The organism is Candidatus Planktophila lacus, from assembly GCF_002288385.1.
Lineage (GTDB): Bacteria > Actinomycetota > Actinomycetes > Nanopelagicales > Nanopelagicaceae > Planktophila > Planktophila lacus_D.
In genome coordinates this window covers 1,322,326-1,340,730 of record NZ_CP016783.1, presented here as the reverse complement: position 1 = coordinate 1,340,730, position 18,405 = coordinate 1,322,326, and the positions used below count along the sequence as shown (strand labels likewise).

Sequence of the window (18,405 nt, the reverse complement as noted above, 5' to 3'; positions counted from 1 at the left end):
AAGGGTTGTGGGAGAATTTTCCAATGGCCAACGATGAGCGCTTAACGCTATCCGTCGACTGCGGTGGACTCTTTCTAAAGAGTTGCGTACTCGATGAGTCAGGCACAATGCACTCAAAGCCAAGTCGAATTGAAACTCCTTACCCGCTTTCACCAGATCGCTTTATCGAAACCATTAAGGGAATCGCCGATTCACTTCCATCGGCATACCGTGCAACCGTTGGTATGCCCGGAATGATCCGTCATGGCGTTGTTATCTCGACACCGCATTACATGACTAAATCTGGTCCACGCACAAAGATCGATCCAGAACTCCAAGAACTGTGGAGCGGATTTGATATGCAAAACGCACTAACTAAAAAGTTAGAGATGCCAACTCGCGTTTTAAATGATGCTGAAGTTCATGGCGCCGGAATTATCTCGGGCTCTGGTTATGAAGTTGTGATCACGCTCGGAACTGGACTTGGCTTTGCAATCTTCTACGGTGGATCACTCTCACCACACATTGAGTTTTCACATGCGCCAGTTCGTCGCGCAACTACTTATGACACATGGATCGGCGAACACGAACGTCGTCGCCTCGGAAATGCATTCTGGTCACGCCGTATTCGCGCCATGGTTGATGAACTTCGCCCAGTATTTATGTGGGATCGCCTTTATATCGGCGGCGGAAATGCGCGCTGTATTCGCCAAGCAGATCTAGATCGTATGGGCGATGAAGTTGTTATCGTTCCAAATGCAGCAGGAGTAGCCGGCGGTGTTCGCGCCTGGACTCTTGAACAATATAAATAGCTAACTTCTTAAATTAAGTATTCCTGCAGCAATTCCCGCGAACTCAGCGGCGCCTGTTGCACCAGCCTCGGTGGCATCAGAGACTTTGTAACTTCCAAATTGTTTCTTCTTCGCACTTGCAATCATTGGATTTTTTACCCAACCACCGGCGATAACTACCTCTGTCGCAGGTCCGGTGAACTTTTCAATCAGCGAGACCATCTTCGCCGACTCATCAACGAGATGTTCAGCAGTTGCTCGAAAGAGCGCGGCAGGCGAGACGGCATCATCAAGGTTTGTGACAGAGAGACCGTGATAATCATTGTTAACCCGTAGCGCACTAGCTTTTGGATCTGTCTTTAACGCTGCTTCACCAAGTGCAATCTTCTCATCTCGCGTTGAAACGCCAACGAGCGAACAAACTCTTTCAAGTGTTAGGCCAGTTGGCAGTGCGCCAAGCAAAGTGAAGTGATCTGCAATTACCGAAGCGCTTAATCCAACGTTGGCTGCCGCTAATTCAGCGATGGCATCTCGAGATAACGGCTTCTTAAATGTGCGTAGTAAAGCCTCAGCGGTCCCCATCGAATCAAAGAGCGATCCTTCATTTATCGCACCGCAGTAATACGCAGCAGTGAAATGATCATGTCCAGCAATAGTGATGACTGCACCACGCAAAACTTCTGGGGCATCGTTATTAACAACTCCAATTGGTTCGCCTGCCACAACTAAACGAGCTAAGAAATCTTCTCCTCCGCCAACTAACGCCATTGCTTCACGCCAAGGTGCACGCGCTTCGACATCGTAGAAACCGGTTCTGCTTACTAGTGAAAGTTCATTTACCAAATCTGCGCCAAGGCAGTAAGCAACCCATTCTGGCGCTGAGAGAAAGTGTTTGGCTTTGCGCGTTTCAGGGTATTCCTGATTTAACCAGAGCGTTTTTGAAATCGATGCAATTTCATTTAGCAGTGCACCAGCGCGCGCTCTAAATTCGTAATCGCCAAGCTCTTTGATGATTGGTTCAGTTAAGCCACGCGGATCGTGCCACGCTAAACCAGGTGCCAGTGGCTTACCAGCACCATCAATCAAAACTCCGGTTTCGCTAAAGCCGGTGAAACCAATTGCTGCGACTTTCCCACCAGCAAGTTCTGCCGCTTTCGCTGCAACTGCGGTGACCGTCTTAGCCAAGAGCAACATATCTATATCGCTATTGTTTTTCTCATGGCGCCAAGGAGTTGGCTCGGCGTACTCAGCGATTACCTTTAAATCAATATCTGTTGCAACTGCCTTGATTCGAGATGTGCCGATATCGACACCGATCAAAATTTGTTGAGACATTTTAATCGTGACGCTTACGGCGCAACTCGCGCCAGTTCTGCAAGTGGTGGGCGACAGACAATCGCGTTCGCTCCACTGAAAGCAAACGCACCAGCGCTATGTGGAATCACAATGGCATCGCCTTTAGTTATCCCCATTTCTGGTGCGTTAGCGAAGGAAATTGATCCTGATCCATCTAAGACAAGTGCGACGGCAAAGCCAGCTTGGAAATCACCAGAACCAGGCGCTAAATGCGCTCGGAAGTACCCATCTGATTTCAGAGGCAGAACCGAACGAAGCGCCCCACCCGAAAAGACGTTATGAGTAATTAGTGAATCAAATTCAGAATCAGTTAAAGGATCAAGTAGCAGCGCGTCGGTAACGGTTTCAAAACCTAAACCGAGATGGCCATCTTTGATTCCATCCACTGCAAAGCCTTCCCATTCAAGAAGCGCTGATAAATCAGTTGGCTCTTGTAGTTCCAAAACAAATATTCCAGCATCAATTGCATGTGCAACTCCTGCTGGAACTAAAACCGCATCGCCAACTTGAACTTCGGTGCGACGAAGTGATGCAAGAAGAGCCGCAGAATCTTGCGCGCGAACCAATTTAAGTAGATCTTCTTTATTCTGTTTCTGTGCGAATCCGAGTCCAACTCCAGAACCAGCGGGCGCTTCCAAGATAATCCACGCTTCCGTTTTTCCATGATCTAAACCGAGATGAGTTTTCGCAAAGGCTTTATTTGGATGGTAATGAACTGGAAGGCGCTGATCTGGATCTAGCAACTTGATTAAAATTTCTGTACTTAAGCCAAAGTTCTTTACGTGATCTGCACCCAACCAACCATCAGAATCGTTCTTGATTGCATCGCGTAGCAAAGTGCCATCACTTAAACGTGAAAGCCCTTGCTCTGCTTCACCAAAACGAGTTGTGATCGAACCGATCCACTCTTCAGGACGCATTGGTCCTCCGGGGCCGTGACGTAAGGCGCCGATTCGATTGCCACCGCGATAAAAGTGATCAAATTGATTAGAAGGTAGCTTGGAAGGGGTGGTTGAACTCTGTGACATGGTTCTAGACTACTTGCAGAGTTAATGAAATTACCAGCGAAAATGGAGCCACTTAATGTCTGATGTATCAATTCGCCTAAAGCGCTTATTTAACAATGGCCGCTGCTTCGATATCGCAGTTGACCATGGCTTCTTTGGTGAAGGAACATTCCTTGCAGGCATTGAAGATATGGGCGCTGCAGTTAATACCTTGATCGATGCTGCACCTGATGCAATTCAATTGACCCTAGGGCAAGCCAAGCACCTACAAAACAATCCGAAACCAAATAAACCGGCGCTGGTGTTGCGCACGGATGTCGCAAACGTTTATGGCAAGGTAATTCCGGATCATCTCTTTAGTATTTTGCTTGAAGATGCGGTGCTGCAGGCAGTTCGTCTTGATGCCGCGATTGTGGTTGTGAACTTACTTGATCTTCCGGGCCGCCCCGAACTTCGCGATTCTTGTATTCGCAACATCATGACTCTTAAGGCGCAATGCGAGCATTACGGAATGCCGCTAATGGTTGAGCCTCTAGTTATGAAGGATGCAACAACCGGCGGATACACATCAGATGGTGAGCTTGAAAAAGTTGTCCCACTTGTGCGACAGGCAATTGAATTAGGCGCGGATGTAATTAAGGCAGATCCAACAGATATCGCAGCTGATTATCACCACGTCATTCAAACTGCGGGTTCAGTACCAGTTCTAGTTCGTGGTGGTGGACGTGTCTCTGATGAGGACCTGCTAAATCGCACCGCCGAAGTTCTAAAGCAAGGCGCAGCCGGAATTGTTTATGGTCGAAATATCATCGCCCATCCAAAACCAGCGAAGATGACTCAAGCGTTGATGGCGATGTTACATAAAGGCACATCCGCACAGGATGCGCTAAAGATTGTCTCTGCTTGATATGTCTACACAGAAGACGGTAAAGGTCGGAATTATCGGCGGTGGCCTAATGGGCCGTGAACTACTTGCTCTAGTTGGGCGCTGGGATGCGCTCCTAGATCATCCAGTTCGCCCAGTAATTACCGCGATCGCAGATACTTCCGATGCAGTGCGCGAATTCTTTACCAACGCGGGAGTTTCTGAGTCATACAGTGATTACAAAGAGTTATTGGCTAGCCCTAACGTTGATGTGGTTTACATCGCCGTTCCGCATAACCTGCATGAAGAAATCTATATCGCCGCTATAAACGCTGGTAAAGATTTTCTAGGTGAAAAACCATTCGGAATCGATCTAGCAGCTGCAGAAAAGATTGAGGCAGCGCTAGTCGGTAAGAAAAATTTCGTACGCGTATCTAGCGAACTGCCATTCTTTCCGGGCGCACAGGCTGCTATTCGCGAAGCTCGCAGCGGCAATCTAGGAGAAATAGTTGAAGTTCGTTCAGGGTTGCTTCATTCATCAGATATAGATCGCAAGAAGAAAATTAACTGGAAACGCCAACGTAAATTCTGCGGGGATATCGGCGTACTTGGTGATCTTGGAATGCATGCAGCGCATATTCCACTTCGCTTGGGATATAAACCAACTAAGGTTTTTGCAATTCTTGATGACATCGTTACGCATCGTGAAAGCGCTGCAGGCGAGCAAGTGCCTTGCGATACTTTTGATAATGCAGTTTTAGCGATGCGCGCTGCCAACCCCGACAACGATCGTGAATTTCCAATGTTCTGGGAGATGAAGCGAATCGCACCCGGCGAAAGCAACACCTTCTTCTTTAGCGCAATTGGAATGACCGGGGGAGTTCGCTTTAGTACAAAGAACCCTGCGGTTTATCACACCTTTGCGCTGCGTAACGGAGAACAAGTCTGGTCAGAGATCCAACCAGGCCACGTTTCAAATTGGCCAGTAATCACCGGACATATCTTTGAGTTTGGTTTTCCTGATGCGCTATTGCAGATGTGGGCTGCATACTTCGCAGAACGCGAAGGGAAACTTGGCGATAAATTTGCTTGCGCCTCCGTTTCTGAAGTTGTTGATTCGCATCGCACATTTGCAGCAGCGATGAAATCACATGAAACTCGTACGGAAGTTGCGTTGTAAAGATGCAAGACTTTTCCAAAACCAAGATCGCTGTAATCGGCAGCACCATGATGGATTTAACTGTCTATGCAGACATTCTTCCGGCCGCCGGTGAAACCCGCTTTGGAGAAAGTTTTACAACTGGATTCGGTGGAAAAGGCGCCAATCAAGCGGTAATGGCAGCCCGTACTGGCGCTAAAGTCGCAATGATCACCGGCGTCGGAAACGATGGATTTGGTAGCGAAAGCTTGGCTAACTTTAAGAATTGTGGAATTGATACAACTTCCGTTCTGCAATTACCAACACACACAGGCGTTGCACATATTTGGGTAGATGGCCAAGGCCAGAATCGAATTTCAATTGTTCCAGGTGCAAATTTTGCGCTGACGCCACAGAACGCAATTGATGAAGTCTCCAAGTTAAAGGAAGTCAGCGTATTAATTGCGCAATGTGAAATTCCCCAAGAAGTAACGTTGGCTGCTTTTCGTACCGCTCAGGAACTTGGGATCACAACAATCCTTAATCCTGCGCCTTATCAACCACTTACAGATGACCTGCTCGAGTTAACAGATTGGTTAATACCTAACGAGATTGAATTTGCTGAACTCGATAAGACCCATCGTGCACCGGATTCAGATGCAGTTATTGCATCGCTTCGCAAAACTGGCCGCACGATCGTAACTTTGGGAAGCGATGGGGCAGCGCTAGTAACTGCAGACGGTTCTGTTAAGCGATTCGCAGCTAAGAAAGTAACGGCGACGGATACAACTGGTGCAGGCGATTGCTTTATTGGCGCATTTGCCGCTGCGTTAGCATCGGGTGCAAGCGAAGAATCAGCAGTTCAATTTGGAATCGATTGTGCAACCAAGAGCGTTACCCGAAAGGGAGCGCAGTCTTCTTATCCAAAAATTGAAGAGATTGATTTCAGCCTGATCGTAAAATAACGCTGCTGTACGGAACAGCATCGCCGGTATGAATAATTCCTAGCGCTTGGCCAACTTTTACTTTAAATTCTTCGTGAGGAATTACCGTAGTTGCTAATCCGCGATGATGAGTTTTGTATTCAGCAACTTTCGCTGCATCTACCTTCGCCTCAAACTCTGCAGCTAAGTACATTCCAGTTAAATCTAGGTGCGGCAAAATCGCGTCGAGTACCTGTGAAACCGTTGGAGTTCCCATGACTAGTGCGAGGTCGATGGTTTCAACGTTCGGATAAGTCGGAAATGGGCCATCAACAATCGCAATGGTGTTTACATGGCGAAATCTGGCTAGAAGTGAGGCGAGATCTCCGTTGATGATTCCGTTTTTTATCATGAAATTATGATTCCCTAGTATTGCGTTAAGTTCAAGCGCTAAACTTGAAAAGTGCCCGAACAATTAGCAAACCAACAGGTGGCTCTAGCAAGGATTCAAGGCTTTCTCTCTGACTCAACTGAGCGCGTGCTTATCGGAATAATTGGCAAACCTGGCGCCGGAAAATCCACGCTCTCAAAGTTCTTAATGAGCAAACTTCCCAAAGAGTTTGTAACTGTTGTCCCGATGGATGGTTATCACTTAAGCAATAAGGTTTTAAAGGATCTAAAGCGCGCTGATCGAAAAGGCGCTCCAGATACCTTTGATGTTGCAGGTTTTGCATCCCTTGTAAAGCGAATTAGATCTGAGCAAACACAGAGTATTTACTATCCAATATTTGATCGTGCTATTGAAGAATCAATCGCGGCTCAGGGCGTAGTTACATCAGATACCAAGGTTGTAATTATTGAAGGTAATTACTTATTACACGATGCTGGCGGTTGGGAAGCGGTAAAAGACTTATTGGATGAGAGTTGGATGGTTGATGTAGATGACGATAAGAGAATTGCTCGCTTAATCTCGCGCCATATCGCTTACGGAAAAGAACCAGAAGCTGCCAAAGCGTGGGCAAAGGGAACTGATGAAGCAAATGCCCAATTAATCGAACGCGGGCGTGCGCGAGCAGATTTCGTAGTTCGGATCGATTAGCTAAAAAGTAATTAGCTACGAAGCGCTGCGGCAAGTGAACGGAAATCTTCGACCAAGATGTCGATCTCTTTCTGTCCGTGAGCCAAACTGATCAACCATTGCTCATCAAGTCCCGGAGGCGTAATGATTCCGCGGTTAAGTGACCAGAGCCAAGAGAGTTCGGCTACGCCAAAGTCGGTTGCTTTGTAATCGCGGTAGTTGCGCACTGGAGTTGTCGACCAAGTAATACAGCCCTTAACACCGAATCCAACGGTGTGTGCAGGTAGTTGATACTCCTCGATAATCTCTGAGATGCGCTCTAGCGCTTGTTGATTAAGCGCTTCAGCAGCAGCCAAAGTTTCGGCGGTACAAATTTTATCGACAGCGCGAATTCCGGCCATGGCAAGCGGGTTGCCGTTAAATGTTCCGAAGTGAGCCATCTTTCCATTTACAACGAAATCCATATATTTCTGCTTGCCACCAAATGCAGCGAGAGTTAATCCGCCACCAATTGATTTTGCAAGAGTAATCAAATCTGGCTTAACGCCAAGACGTTGCGCTGCACCTTGATGGCCAGCAGTTAAACCAGTCTTTACCTCATCAAAGATTAAGACAATTCCGTATTGATCGCAGAGTTCGCGAACACGTTCTAGGTAACCGGCATCTGGAAGAACAATTCCGATATTTTCGAGAACTGGTTCAACGATGAAGCAAGCGATGGTAGATGCGTGCTTAGCGAAAATTTGTTCTAGCGATTCAGGATTGTTATAAGGAACAACGTGAACATTTCCGGCAACTAAATTCTCATCAACCACAGCGGTTGGGAAATCAGCATCGCCAGCAGCATCAAGTTTTGGTTTTGCTGAAACTACAAATGGGTCGTAACTTCCGTGATAACCGCCCTCAACTTTTACGATATCGCGCTTACCAGTTGCAGACCGAGCCACGCGAACGGCATACATAGTTGATTCGGTGCCAGAGTTAGTAAAGCGAACCTGATCAATACCGAAGCGACGGCAGATACGTTCAGCAGCATCGGTTGAGATAGGTGAAGGGGTGACAAAGAGCATCCCGGTATCGAGCGATGCCTTAACTTCTTCAACGACGACTGGGTTTAAGTGGCCAGCGAGCATTGCTCCGAAGCCCATTGAAAGATCGAGCAGCTGACGACCATCAACATCGGTCATCCATGCGCCTTGCGCAGAGACAATTGAAATTGGATATGGATCCCAGTGTTGGAAACTTGAGGTAACGCCTAAAGGAAGGGATTTCATGGAGCGTGCGCTCTCAGCGAGCGATCCCTTAGTGTTCTTAGTAAATAACTCCCACTCTGAGGCAAGTAAAGAGGCTACTTTTTCAGGCGAGACAGGCGTTGATGTTGCTGGTACTAATCTAAAACTTTCCGCATGATGCGATTGTGTAATCATTTTAAAGCTGTACGGCAAAGGTTTCTGATTTAGAAACTCGTTTGAGAAGTACTCTCCCGATCCTTTCATTCTTTCGAATGTGGGTTAAGTATCTCTGAAGTCAAAAAAAGTTGCAACCCCTAGGCCATTTTATGCGAGAAGTTCGGGCGTTTCTCATAAACTTTAGGGCGTTATGGAAAAACCAACAATAATTCTTGCAACAAGCAATGGCGTAGGAATGGGCCATTTAGCTCGTGCATCTGCAATTGCATATTCTCTAAAAGAGATTGCAAATCCAATTATTGTTTCTATGGCTGGCGGAATAGCAGAAGTTCCGGACTTTATGGGAATACGTTGCGAATACATTCCTGGTAAAGATCGAATGTGGATGACGCGCGATAACTGGGATATTTACTTGCGTGATCGTTTACTAGCGTTAGTTGATGAAACTGGTGCACGAGTTCTATCTTTTGATGGAGTAGTTCCGTACCCAGGTGTTATTGCTGCAAAATTTAGCCATCCAAAACTTTCTTTAGTATGGGTACGTCGCGGTCTCTGGCAGAAGAAACCGCAGAGATTTGTCTTAGGTTTGCAATCAAAGATGATGGATCACATCGTTGAACCAGGAGATATTGCGCGCGCATATGATTTTGGGCCAACTGCAACTCGCAAAGATGCAACGCTAACTTCGCCGGTTTCACTCTTTGATAAGAGCACTGCATTTAGCCGCGATGAGGCCCGCCAGATTCTGGGGTTAGATTTAAACCGCCCTGCTGTATTGGTTCAGCTCGGAACTGGCGATAGCGATGTCAACGAGAAGATGACCGCAGCGCTTTCAGGGCTCTTAGGTTGGAAAGATCTGCAAGTAATCCTTACCAAGCAACCTTTAGATAAAGATGGAAAATCTCTGGCTCCAGAAGGGCTAGATATCCGGGTGGTTCGCTACTTCCCGCTAGCCAAAGTTCTTCACGCATTTGATGCCAGCGTTTGTGCGACTGGCTACAACGGAGTTCATGAACTCTTGCCGGCGTTGGTGCCAACAGTCTTTGTCTCAAATATTCGCGGGACCGATGATCAAGATGCCCGCGCCAAGTGGTGCCATGACTTTGGCTTTGCACTTCGCGCCGATCAAGCAGATTTAGCAGATATTTCTGCGAAGGTGCGCGAACTACAGAACCCACAAGTAAGGGCTGCGTTAAGCGCTAAATGTGCAGAGCTTCCCGAAACAACTGGTGGTGCCGAGATTGCAAAGATTCTCTACGAGCTAGCTACGGCAAAAGAGCCAGTGCGTCCTTCTCGAGCCACCTTTATCCGCTTAAATATCCAAGAACATTTAAATCGCGGTCTGCGCCATGTTGCATATCTTGGTTTGCGCAGACTCGCACTTGTTTATCGCAAACTACGCCCGCATGCGAACGTTGAAACTACTCGCGAAGAACCTCCAATTTGGGGAGAAGAGAACACTGCAAAAAGCCTTCACCCGCTAATAAAAGGTAATAGACGTTTTGAACATTTAATAACTGGCGCATCTGAAAGTTATAAAATGCGACGTAGAGAAATTGCAGATGCCGCTTACGGAGAACTAACTGAGGGAATAAGAAAAAAATGAGAATCAGAACTTGGTTTAAGAAAACAGTAATCGGTCGCTTAGTTTGGCGAATAATTATTGGTATGATTGGCGGTGCTATAACTGTTGCTGGCGCAATTGCTCTAGTTGGTCCAGGACCTGGAATTCTGATCGTTTTAGCTGGACTAGGAATCTTGGCGACAGAATTTGCATGGGCGGCGCGAGTAATGGTTCACACAAGAACTTACGCCCAAAAAGCTGCAGATAAAGCCGGCATACCAAAGTGGGCTCAATTAGCGCTGATCGCTGTTGGCGCTGTTATTTCTATAATTGTGATTATCTTCCTTGTCTCAACGGGAAGAATTTAACTACTTATTAAAATTGAGATCGGATCTCCCAGAGATCTTTAAAGACCGGATTAAATAAAGTACTTGCTAAGTATTTAACGCCATCTGAACCACCCGTGCCCACTTTATGGCCAATAGTTCGCTCCACCATTTTCACGTGGCGATAGCGCCATTCTTGTAAGCCCTCATCGATATCTACTAATCGCTCACAAACCATTGCAGATTCAGGATCGCTACGGTGTACTTCAAGGAGCGCCTCGAGTACTCGTGGATCGGATTGGTAATGAGTGCTTTTATCGCGTTCCAAGACATCGCTAGGAATCTTATGTCCGCGCTTTGCAAGGTAGGCGAGAGTTGAATCCCAGATCGAATTTCGTGAAGTGATTTCGCGGATTTCTTCCTGAACATCGATAGGAAGGTGCGAAGCCATCTTGGAATCTCTGCGACCTAAGAGCGCCTCAACTTTTCTAAATTGTGCAGATTGAAAACCACTTGATGATGAAAGATAACCGCGGAAAGCGTTGAACTGAAGGGGAGTCATAGTTTCTAAAATATCCACCTGTGTTACGCAGACTTTTAAGATCGTGCGAATACGCCCTAGAATTGCAAGAGAGCGGTGGGTATCTCCGGCTTCAAGAGATTTTGCAGCCGCCTCAAATTCATGAATTAACTGTTTAAACCAGAGTTCGTAACTTTGATGGATGATGATGAATAACATTTCATCATGCTCGGGACCTTCTGAATCTGTACTTTTAGATAGTGGCTTTTGTAACTTTAAAAGTTCATCGACTGCCAGATACGAAGTGTAGGTAAGTGCAGAATCGAAATCTTGATCGCTCATGTCACACGCGAATCTGTTTTTTCAATCTTTTCGTATTGCCGTGATGAAACTAGATCTCTAATGCGCGCAAAACCATCCCAAACTTCAACATAAGAAGTTGGCAGTGGCGCTATCGCTAGACGTATTGAATCTGGAGTGCGGTAGTCAGGGATTACATCTGCGAACTCGCGTAGCGCAACACAAATACGCGCAGCATCTGGATGGCCAAGTGAAATGTGCCCACCACGTTCTTGGGGATTTCGTGAAGTAAGTAAAGTGAATCCAAGTTCTGCCAGCCACGCATCGTAAAGCTGAATCATCATCTCGGTTCCGATCGCTGCTTTTTCAGAGATAGCGCCGATACCTGCTTCTTCGATCATCGTAAACGCGCTCTTTATACAGCGAAGCCCAATGAGTGAAGGGCTAGCAATTTGGAAACCACGAATCCCTTCCGCCTTTTCAAATACTGGACCCATTGCAAATTGATCACCTTGAGAGAACCAACCTTGAATTGGAACCTGAAGTTCGGCCTGCACCTTCTTATTTACATATAACCAAGCGGGGGAACCAGGTCCTGAATTTCCATATTTATATGTACAACCGACCGCGATATCAACGCCATTCTTATCAAAGTCCATCTCAATCGCACCAACTGCATGACTGGCATCCCAGAGCATGAGCGCCCCGTATTTGCGGACTAAGTCAGTTAAGGGCTTGATGTCATTGCGCGCACCTGAGCGATACTGAATAACTTCGAGGGTAACTAGTGCTACATCGTCACTTAAGTAAGGTTCCAAGATTTCAGGAGTTATTCGCTCGTTCTCTGCTTTGCCTGGCGTTTCGTTATCAATAATTATTAATTTAAGCCCTAACTGTTTTGCAATTCCTTCAAGTATGTAGCGATCTGTCGGAAAATTTGCAGCATCGGTAATTATTGTTTTGCGTCCTGGGCGGGCGTTAATTGCAGCCAGTGCTAACTGATAGAAATTGACGGATGTTGTATCGCAAGCCAAGACTTGTCCGGCCGCAGCTCCAAGAGTCGACCGACCAATTAGATCGCCAGTTGGTTGCGCTTCATCAACCCAGTGTCCCCAACCGGTAACTACTTCGGGACCCCATTCATCTCGCATAAAGGAGTTGACTGCCTCGATCGTTGAAAGAGGCAAACGACCTAGCGAATTGCCATCCAGATAACAGATATTTGGATCGCTGATCACAAATTGCGAACGGAAGCGCGCTAATGGATCGCGTTCATCAAGATCGATGGCAAATTGTCGGTCCGTGGCTTTCATAGTTGAAAGGTACGCTCTCCCATCGTGGCGCGCAATCTTGTCAATATCGAAGAGGTCTCAAAGGCCTTTGATATTAGAGCGCTGCTTGAAAGAGTTTCACTTGGCGTTTCTGAAGGCGATCGCATCGGAATCGTTGGCCGTAACGGTTCTGGAAAAAGCACGCTAATGAAGATTATTGCTGCTGTTGAACAACCAGATCAAGGCCGCGTAACTAAAGCAAATAGCGTGAATATCGGGCTGCTTTCCCAAGTTGATAAAGCAGATCCCAATTCAACAGTTGGCGATGTAGTAATTGGCGATAGAGCAAAACATGAATGGGCAAGTGATTCTGGAATCCGAGAAGTTTTTACTGGGCTATTCGGTGGCTTTGACGATCACTTATTTGAAAGAAAATTTGCCACACTTTCTGGCGGTGAAAAACGCCGTGTTGGATTAGCCAAACTTCTGATCGATGACCTTGATCTAATTCTGTTGGATGAACCGACAAACCATTTAGATGTGGAAGGCGTTGCTTGGTTGGCAGAGCATTTAAACCAACGAAAGAATTTAGCGGTCCTAGTTATTACTCACGATCGTTGGTTTCTTGATGCGGTCACTGATAGAACGTGGGAAGTTGTTGGTGGCAAAGTAGAAGAGTATGACGGTGGCTATTCTGCATTCGTCTTGGCTAAGGCTGAACGTTCCCGACAAGCAAGTGCGATGGATGCGCGTCGAAATAACTTGATTCGTAAAGAATTGGCGTGGCTGCGCCGCGGTGCTCCTGCGCGAACAACAAAACCGAAATTTAGAGTAGATGCCGCAAATGTATTGATTGCTGAGGAACCTGCGCCGCGCGATCAAGGTGAACTGTTGAAATTTGCACGTAACCGATTAGGTAACACTGTTTATGAAGCTCACCATGCGCAAATTCGCGCCGGTGAGAAAGAGTTGATCGACGATCTCTACTGGAACGTTGGTCCTGGCGACCGCATAGGAATTGTCGGCGTAAACGGTGCTGGAAAAACCACCTTAATGCGCACGCTGGCGGGGGAAATTCCACCATATGCTGGAAAACTCGTAACCGGTGTCACTGTTAAAGCGGCATTCCTGACGCAGCATCTTGATGAGTTAAATCCAACTTGGCGAGTTTTAGAGGCGGTTGAAAAGGTTGCTTCACATATCGAACTTGGAAATGGTAAGTCACTTTCTGCATCACAACTCTGCGAACGTCTTGGCTTTGATAAAGACTCGCAATGGACTCCTGTAGGAGATCTATCTGGGGGAGAGAAACGTCGCTTACAACTAACGCGCTTGTTAATGGATTCCCCAAATGTTTTATTACTTGATGAACCAACAAATGATTTTGATATTGAGACGCTAACTGAACTTGAAGATCTTTTGGATAGCTACGGTGGAACACTTATAGTCATCTCACACGATCGATATTTCCTGGAACGCGTCTGTGATCGTTTCGTTGGGCTGCTAGGAGATAAAGAATTATGCGATTTGCCACGTGGTGTTGATCAATACTTGGAACAACGAGCGCAGTCGCTGCAAAAACCAGCTGAAGCAGCAAAAGGAAAATCTCAATCTTCTGCGGCGGAGCAGCGACAATTGAAAAAAGATTTGGTTCGCGTCGAAAGACAGATTCAGAAGGCTAAGGAAAAGATCGCAGAGCTTGAAAGCGCGCAAGAAAAAGCCGCATTCGACCCGACAGAGTTGATTCGGATCAGCGCAGAACTAGAAACACAACGCGCAGAAATCAACTCTCGCGAAGAAGAATGGTTAGAAATCACCCTTCAACTTGGCCTTTGAGTTAAAATAAAGTTATGAGTCGTATATCCCATGCCGTTGAAGCCATTCTCTTTCGCAGCCGTTTCTTACTGGCGCCTCTTTACTTAGGTTTAGTCGGGGCGCTCGGACTACTTGCCTACCGCTTCGTAATTGAATTTTGGCATTTGGCGGAGAAGACAGCTTCAATGAACGCCAGCGAATTCACCTTGGCGCTTCTTGCACTTCTCGATTTAACGCTACTAGCTAACTTGATTTTGATGGTTATCTTCGCCGGTTATGAAAACTTTGTCTCTCGAATTGATATTGCAACTGAATCGAAAGATCGTCCACATTGGATGGGAACCATTGATTTTAGTGGGCTTAAGATCAAGTTAATTGGATCGCTAGTTGCTATTTCGGTAATCGAACTTCTCAAAGATTTCATCGAACTAGCTGGTGAAGCTGAAGTCGGTGAAGGCACCATCTGGCGAATCGCAATCCACCTAACATTTGTTGTCTCTGGCGTTCTTTTCGCTCTGATGGATTGGATCGCAGATAAGCGTGAATTTGTCGGCACTCATAAGTAGTGAATAAAAGTAATCCCCGCCTAAATTTTTTAGCGGCTATCTCCGGTGTAATGATCGCGCTGCAAGCGCGCGCTAATGGCGAACTTTCACATCGTATGGGAAACCCAATTGAAGCAGCGCTAGTTTCATTTGGCTCTGGTCTAATTGTGATTTCGGTAATCGCCGCCTTTAATCCTGCAATTAAGCAAGGCATTCGCAATCTAAAGAGCGCTGTGACAAAGAAAGAGATTCCAATCTGGACTCTCTTTGCAGGAATGCTCGGCGGCAGTTTTGTCGCTTTTCAAACGCAGGTAGTTCCAATAGTTGGCGTTGCAATCTATTCAGTGGCATCTATTGCAGGACAGACTGCATCATCGCTATTTGTTGACCGGATCGGGTTAACCGGCGGTGGCAAGAAAGCGATCACCAAGCGTCGAGTTTTGGCAGCGTTTGTAACTGTATTTGCCGTCTTGGTTTCGGTAATTGATCGAATTGATGCGCGAAATCTCTCGCTATTTGCAGTCTTTTTCGGTGTTTTTGCAGGAGCGATTGTTGGCGTTCAAAGAGCGTTAAATGGTCAGATTAACGAGAGCACCCAACAAAGTTTCACAACTTCTTTGCTCAACTTCATCATGGGTACAACATTTCTACTTGTATTCCTAATCGTTGCGGCGCTAGTGACTCAGGTTGAAATAGTCGCACTTCCATCTGGTGCTTGGTGGATGTACACCGGCGGAACAATCGGAGTTATCTACATCGCATTTACTTCAACAATTGTTCAACATTTAGGTGTTCTGACATTTACTTTAATTAGCGTGGGTGGGCAGCTCGTTGGTTCTTTACTTATTGACCTTTACTCACCAACTCAAGGTGTGCAGATTAGCGCTTACTTAGTAACTGGAATTCTTATGACTTATCTGGGCGTGGTTGTCGGTGGCGTCGGTAATTCACAAAAGCGGAGATTGCTGAAGCGCCAATAAAGAAAGCGGCGATTGCGTAGGAAAAACTCTTAACCCAAGGAATAGAAGCTGCGTAGTACCCGGCGAGAGTTATTCCCACGCCCCATAAAAGTGCGCCAAGAACGTTTGCCGATAAGAAACGGTAGTAATTCATCTTCGCTGCGCCGGCGATTGGTGGAACGAAGGTGCGAATCCATGGGAAGAATCGAGCGGCGACAACAGCCCACCAGCCAGTTCTTTCATAGAAATCTTCGGCGTTTTTAATCATTTTCTGTACGCGCAGAGATTCGCGCTTATCTAAATAAGGACGACCTACAACTCGACCAATTACGAATCCAACTTGATCACCGAAGAATGCGGCGAGAAAGATCGCAGATATCAGAATTACGATATTTATATTTCCATGGATAGCCGCCACAAGTCCGGCGCTAAAGAGAATCGAATCACCCGGCAAGAAGAACCCGAATAGCAGGCCCGTTTCAATAAAGACAATCCCGGCAACTACTACATAGAAGATAAATGGTGCGAGCGTGGAGAGTTGTGCATCAAAAGAGGCTGCAAACTCCATTTAAACGCTCTTTTTAACTGCTGCCGCCACCTTTGCGACGACCTGAGAATCGAAGACGCTAGGAACGATAAAAGAGGCATTTAACTGAGACTCGGATACACAAGATGCAATTGCCTCGGCTGCGGCAATCAGTAATTCGTCCGTGATCTTGTTGGCATTGGCATCTAGTAGCCCACGGAAGATTCCGGGGAAGGCGAGCACATTGTTAATTTGATTTGGTTGATCGCTTCGACCTGTTGCAACAACCGCTGCATATTTGCGGGCGATAACTGGATCAATCTCTGGATCTGGATTAGCCAGTGCAAAGACAATAGAGCCCTTAGCCATTCCAGCGACATCTTCTTCAGTCAATACATTTGGAGCGCTAACGCCAATAAAGACATCGGCTCCCTTTATGGCATCTGAAATTTTTCCCGAAAATCCAGGAGTGACGCAACCATCTTTATCGAAAGCAATTATCTTTGAGGCGCCACTCTTGGTTAACAGCCGCGCAATTGCAGTTCCGGCGGCGCCAGCACCGCTCATAACAATAGTGATCTCATTCATCTTCTTCTTGACCAGCTTGAGTGAGTTAGTGAGTGCCGCAAGTACGACAATCGCTGTGCCATGTTGATCATCATGAAAAACTGGAATATCTAACAATTCGCGCAAACGTTCTTCGATTTCAAAACAACGTGGAGCGGAGATATCTTCCAAGTTGATTCCACCGTATACAGGTGCAATCAATTGAACTGTGCGGACAATCTCATCAACATCTTGGGTGTCAAGACAAACTGGCCAAGCATCCACATCTGCAAAGCGCTTAAAGAGCGCAGCCTTGCCTTCCATAACTGGCAAGGCAGCTGCTGGTCCAATGTTTCCAAGCCCGAGAACTGCAGAACCATCAGTGACAACAGCGACGGTATTTCGCTTCATGGTTAGGCGACGCACATCTGCTGGATCATCAACAATCGCCTGACAGATTCGCGCAACACCAGGTGTGTACGCGCGCGAAAGGTCATCACGAGTCTTTAGTGGGACCTTTGATTGAACCTCGAGTTTCCCACCAAGGTGGAGTAGAAATGTTCGATCGCTAACCTTGCGAACCGTTAGCCCTTTATGTGCGGTTAAAGCCAAATTTATTTCTTGTGCATGATCAGCATCAATGGTGTCGCAAGTTACGTCGATGACAACTCTTTCAAGAAGTGACTCAACAACGTCAAGTGCAGTGATAGTTGCACCTGCGCCAGTAATGGTTGCAGTAATTAAGGCAACAGGTTGAAGTTCAGGTGAACCTTCAACACGGATTGTGATTCCGTATCCCGGGGAAGTTGAGGCCACTTAAACAACACCATAAAGACGATCGCCGGCATCGCCAAGACCGGGAACGATGTACCCGTGTTCGTTTAGCTTTTCATCAAGTGCGCCAGTAACTAAAGTAATTGGAACGCCAGATTTTGCAAAGGCATCTTCCAAAACTTTAATTCCTTCAGGCGCCGAGAGAATACAGATTGCAGTTATGTCATCTGCACCGCGCTCGATTAGGAAGTTAATTGCAGCAACTAAAGTTCCACCAGTTGCCAACATCGGATCTAAAACAAAGCATTGACGCCCAGCTAAATTTTCAGGGAGACGATTTGCATAGGTGCTTGCCTTTAAAGTTTTTTCATCGCGAACCATGCCTAAGAATCCGACTTCTGCAGTTGGAATCAAACGCGTCATGCCTTCAAGCATTCCAAGGCCAGCGCGCAAGATTGGAACAACAACCGGACGGGGATCAGAGAGTTTTAAGCCAGTCGTCTGCGTGACTGGAGTCTTTATAGAAACTTTTTCAGTTCTGACTTCACGCGTAGCCTCGTAGGCAAGCAGGGTCACAAGTTCTTCTACCAAGTGACGGAAAGTTGGTGAATCAGTTCTTTCATCGCGCAGGACGGTCAACTTATGAGTGATAAGCGGGTGGTCGGCGACGTGAACTTTCATAGCGCTTACCTTACAGGGGTTTTCATCTAGCC

Annotated in this window: 19 protein-coding genes; 10 read left to right on the top strand and 9 right to left on the bottom strand. The window is 46.6% G+C overall.

From position 1 onward, the window contains the following. Positions 1 to 23 precede the first annotated feature (23 nt). Positions 24 to 791 (top strand): ROK family protein, encoded by a 768-nt coding sequence (locus A1sIIB60_RS06830; protein ID WP_095689557.1) that lies wholly within the window; start codon positions 24 to 26, stop codon positions 789 to 791. On the opposite strand, the gene A1sIIB60_RS06825 is transcribed toward A1sIIB60_RS06830, so the two are convergent. Together A1sIIB60_RS06825 and A1sIIB60_RS06820 are read right to left on the bottom strand one after the other, a co-directional pair. Further along, entirely contained in the window at positions 792 to 2,105 is a 1,314-nt protein-coding gene (locus A1sIIB60_RS06825; RefSeq protein WP_095689556.1) for an FGGY-family carbohydrate kinase, read from the bottom strand. Between the two features lie 14 nt (positions 2,106 to 2,119). Further along, positions 2,120 to 3,154, bottom strand: a complete 1,035-nt coding sequence (locus A1sIIB60_RS06820; protein ID WP_095677764.1) for a phosphoheptose isomerase — start codon at positions 3,152 to 3,154, stop codon at positions 2,120 to 2,122. Between the two features lie 55 nt (positions 3,155 to 3,209). Here A1sIIB60_RS06820 and A1sIIB60_RS06815 point away from each other — a divergent pair, with 55 nt between their 5' ends. The 3 genes from A1sIIB60_RS06815 to rbsK are packed head-to-tail and all read left to right on the top strand — an operon-like array spanning position 3,210 to position 6,101. Further along, positions 3,210 to 4,040 (top strand): class I fructose-bisphosphate aldolase, encoded by an 831-nt coding sequence (locus A1sIIB60_RS06815; protein ID WP_095689555.1) that lies wholly within the window; start codon positions 3,210 to 3,212, stop codon positions 4,038 to 4,040. Between the two features lies 1 nt (position 4,041). After that, positions 4,042 to 5,178: a Gfo/Idh/MocA family protein gene (locus A1sIIB60_RS06810; RefSeq protein ID WP_095689554.1), complete on the top strand. Its 1,137-nt coding sequence runs from the start codon at positions 4,042 to 4,044 to the stop codon at positions 5,176 to 5,178. A 2-nt stretch (positions 5,179 to 5,180) separates the two neighbouring features. Continuing rightward, positions 5,181 to 6,101: a ribokinase gene (gene rbsK / locus A1sIIB60_RS06805; RefSeq protein WP_095689553.1), complete on the top strand. Its 921-nt coding sequence runs from the start codon at positions 5,181 to 5,183 to the stop codon at positions 6,099 to 6,101. Here the strand turns inward: rbsK and A1sIIB60_RS06800 are convergent. Further along, a complete protein-coding gene (locus tag A1sIIB60_RS06800) occupies positions 6,082 to 6,471 on the bottom strand; it encodes an RbsD/FucU domain-containing protein (RefSeq protein WP_095689552.1) in 390 nt (129 codons plus the stop codon). The genes rbsK and A1sIIB60_RS06800 overlap by 20 nt on opposite strands. Positions 6,472 to 6,522: 51 nt before the next feature. Here A1sIIB60_RS06800 and A1sIIB60_RS06795 point away from each other — a divergent pair, with 51 nt between their 5' ends. Next, positions 6,523 to 7,158: a nucleoside/nucleotide kinase family protein gene (locus tag A1sIIB60_RS06795; protein ID WP_095689551.1), complete on the top strand. Its 636-nt coding sequence runs from the start codon at positions 6,523 to 6,525 to the stop codon at positions 7,156 to 7,158. A gap of 11 nt (positions 7,159 to 7,169) precedes the next feature. On the opposite strand, the gene A1sIIB60_RS06790 is transcribed toward A1sIIB60_RS06795, so the two are convergent. After that, complete coding sequence (locus tag A1sIIB60_RS06790) at positions 7,170 to 8,564, bottom strand: aspartate aminotransferase family protein (RefSeq protein ID WP_095677891.1); 1,395 nt, start codon at positions 8,562 to 8,564, stop codon at positions 7,170 to 7,172. Positions 8,565 to 8,736: 172 nt separating this feature from the next. On the opposite strand from A1sIIB60_RS06790, the gene A1sIIB60_RS06785 reads away from it, so the two are divergent. Both A1sIIB60_RS06785 and A1sIIB60_RS06780 read left to right on the top strand, forming a co-directional pair. After that, positions 8,737 to 10,152, top strand: coding sequence for a glycosyltransferase (locus A1sIIB60_RS06785; protein WP_095689550.1), 1,416 nt, complete (start codon positions 8,737 to 8,739; stop codon positions 10,150 to 10,152). Beyond that, positions 10,149 to 10,478, top strand: a complete 330-nt coding sequence (locus A1sIIB60_RS06780; protein WP_095689549.1) for a PGPGW domain-containing protein — start codon at positions 10,149 to 10,151, stop codon at positions 10,476 to 10,478. Before A1sIIB60_RS06785 ends, A1sIIB60_RS06780 begins: the two co-directional genes overlap by 4 nt. A 7-nt stretch (positions 10,479 to 10,485) precedes the next feature. Here A1sIIB60_RS06780 and A1sIIB60_RS06775 read toward each other — a convergent pair whose 3' ends face one another. Further along, positions 10,486 to 11,298: a tryptophan 2,3-dioxygenase gene (locus A1sIIB60_RS06775; protein ID WP_095689548.1), complete on the bottom strand. Its 813-nt coding sequence runs from the start codon at positions 11,296 to 11,298 to the stop codon at positions 10,486 to 10,488. Then, positions 11,295 to 12,569 carry a kynureninase gene (locus A1sIIB60_RS06770; RefSeq protein WP_095689547.1) on the bottom strand — a complete coding sequence of 425 codons (1,275 nt, stop codon included), beginning with the start codon at positions 12,567 to 12,569 and terminating at the stop codon, positions 11,295 to 11,297. Before A1sIIB60_RS06770 ends, A1sIIB60_RS06775 begins: the two co-directional genes overlap by 4 nt. A gap of 24 nt (positions 12,570 to 12,593) precedes the next feature. Here A1sIIB60_RS06770 and A1sIIB60_RS06765 point away from each other — a divergent pair, with 24 nt between their 5' ends. From A1sIIB60_RS06765 to A1sIIB60_RS06755, 3 genes are read left to right on the top strand one after another with little or no spacing between them, the layout of a single operon-like run. Next, entirely contained in the window at positions 12,594 to 14,363 is a 1,770-nt protein-coding gene (locus tag A1sIIB60_RS06765) for an ABC-F family ATP-binding cassette domain-containing protein (RefSeq protein WP_095689546.1), read from the top strand. Between the two features lie 14 nt (positions 14,364 to 14,377). Further along, the gene (locus tag A1sIIB60_RS06760; RefSeq protein WP_095689545.1) at positions 14,378 to 14,908 is read left to right on the top strand and encodes a TIGR00645 family protein; all 531 of its coding nucleotides are present in this window, start codon (positions 14,378 to 14,380) and stop codon (positions 14,906 to 14,908) included. 38 nt (positions 14,909 to 14,946) lie between these two features. After that, positions 14,947 to 15,867, top strand: a complete 921-nt coding sequence (locus A1sIIB60_RS06755; RefSeq protein ID WP_420021917.1) for a DMT family transporter — start codon at positions 14,947 to 14,949, stop codon at positions 15,865 to 15,867. On the opposite strand, the gene A1sIIB60_RS06750 is transcribed toward A1sIIB60_RS06755, so the two are convergent. The 3 genes from A1sIIB60_RS06750 to upp are packed head-to-tail and all read right to left on the bottom strand — an operon-like array spanning position 15,794 to position 18,373. Then, positions 15,794 to 16,414: a DedA family protein gene (locus A1sIIB60_RS06750; RefSeq protein ID WP_095689543.1), complete on the bottom strand. Its 621-nt coding sequence runs from the start codon at positions 16,412 to 16,414 to the stop codon at positions 15,794 to 15,796. The genes A1sIIB60_RS06755 and A1sIIB60_RS06750 overlap by 74 nt on opposite strands. Continuing rightward, positions 16,415 to 17,734 carry an NAD-dependent malic enzyme gene (locus A1sIIB60_RS06745; protein ID WP_095689542.1) on the bottom strand — a complete coding sequence of 440 codons (1,320 nt, stop codon included), beginning with the start codon at positions 17,732 to 17,734 and terminating at the stop codon, positions 16,415 to 16,417. Then, a complete protein-coding gene (gene upp / locus A1sIIB60_RS06740; protein WP_095671687.1) occupies positions 17,735 to 18,373 on the bottom strand; it encodes a uracil phosphoribosyltransferase in 639 nt (212 codons plus the stop codon). It lies immediately after the preceding gene. Between the last annotated feature and the right edge of the window lie 32 nt (positions 18,374 to 18,405).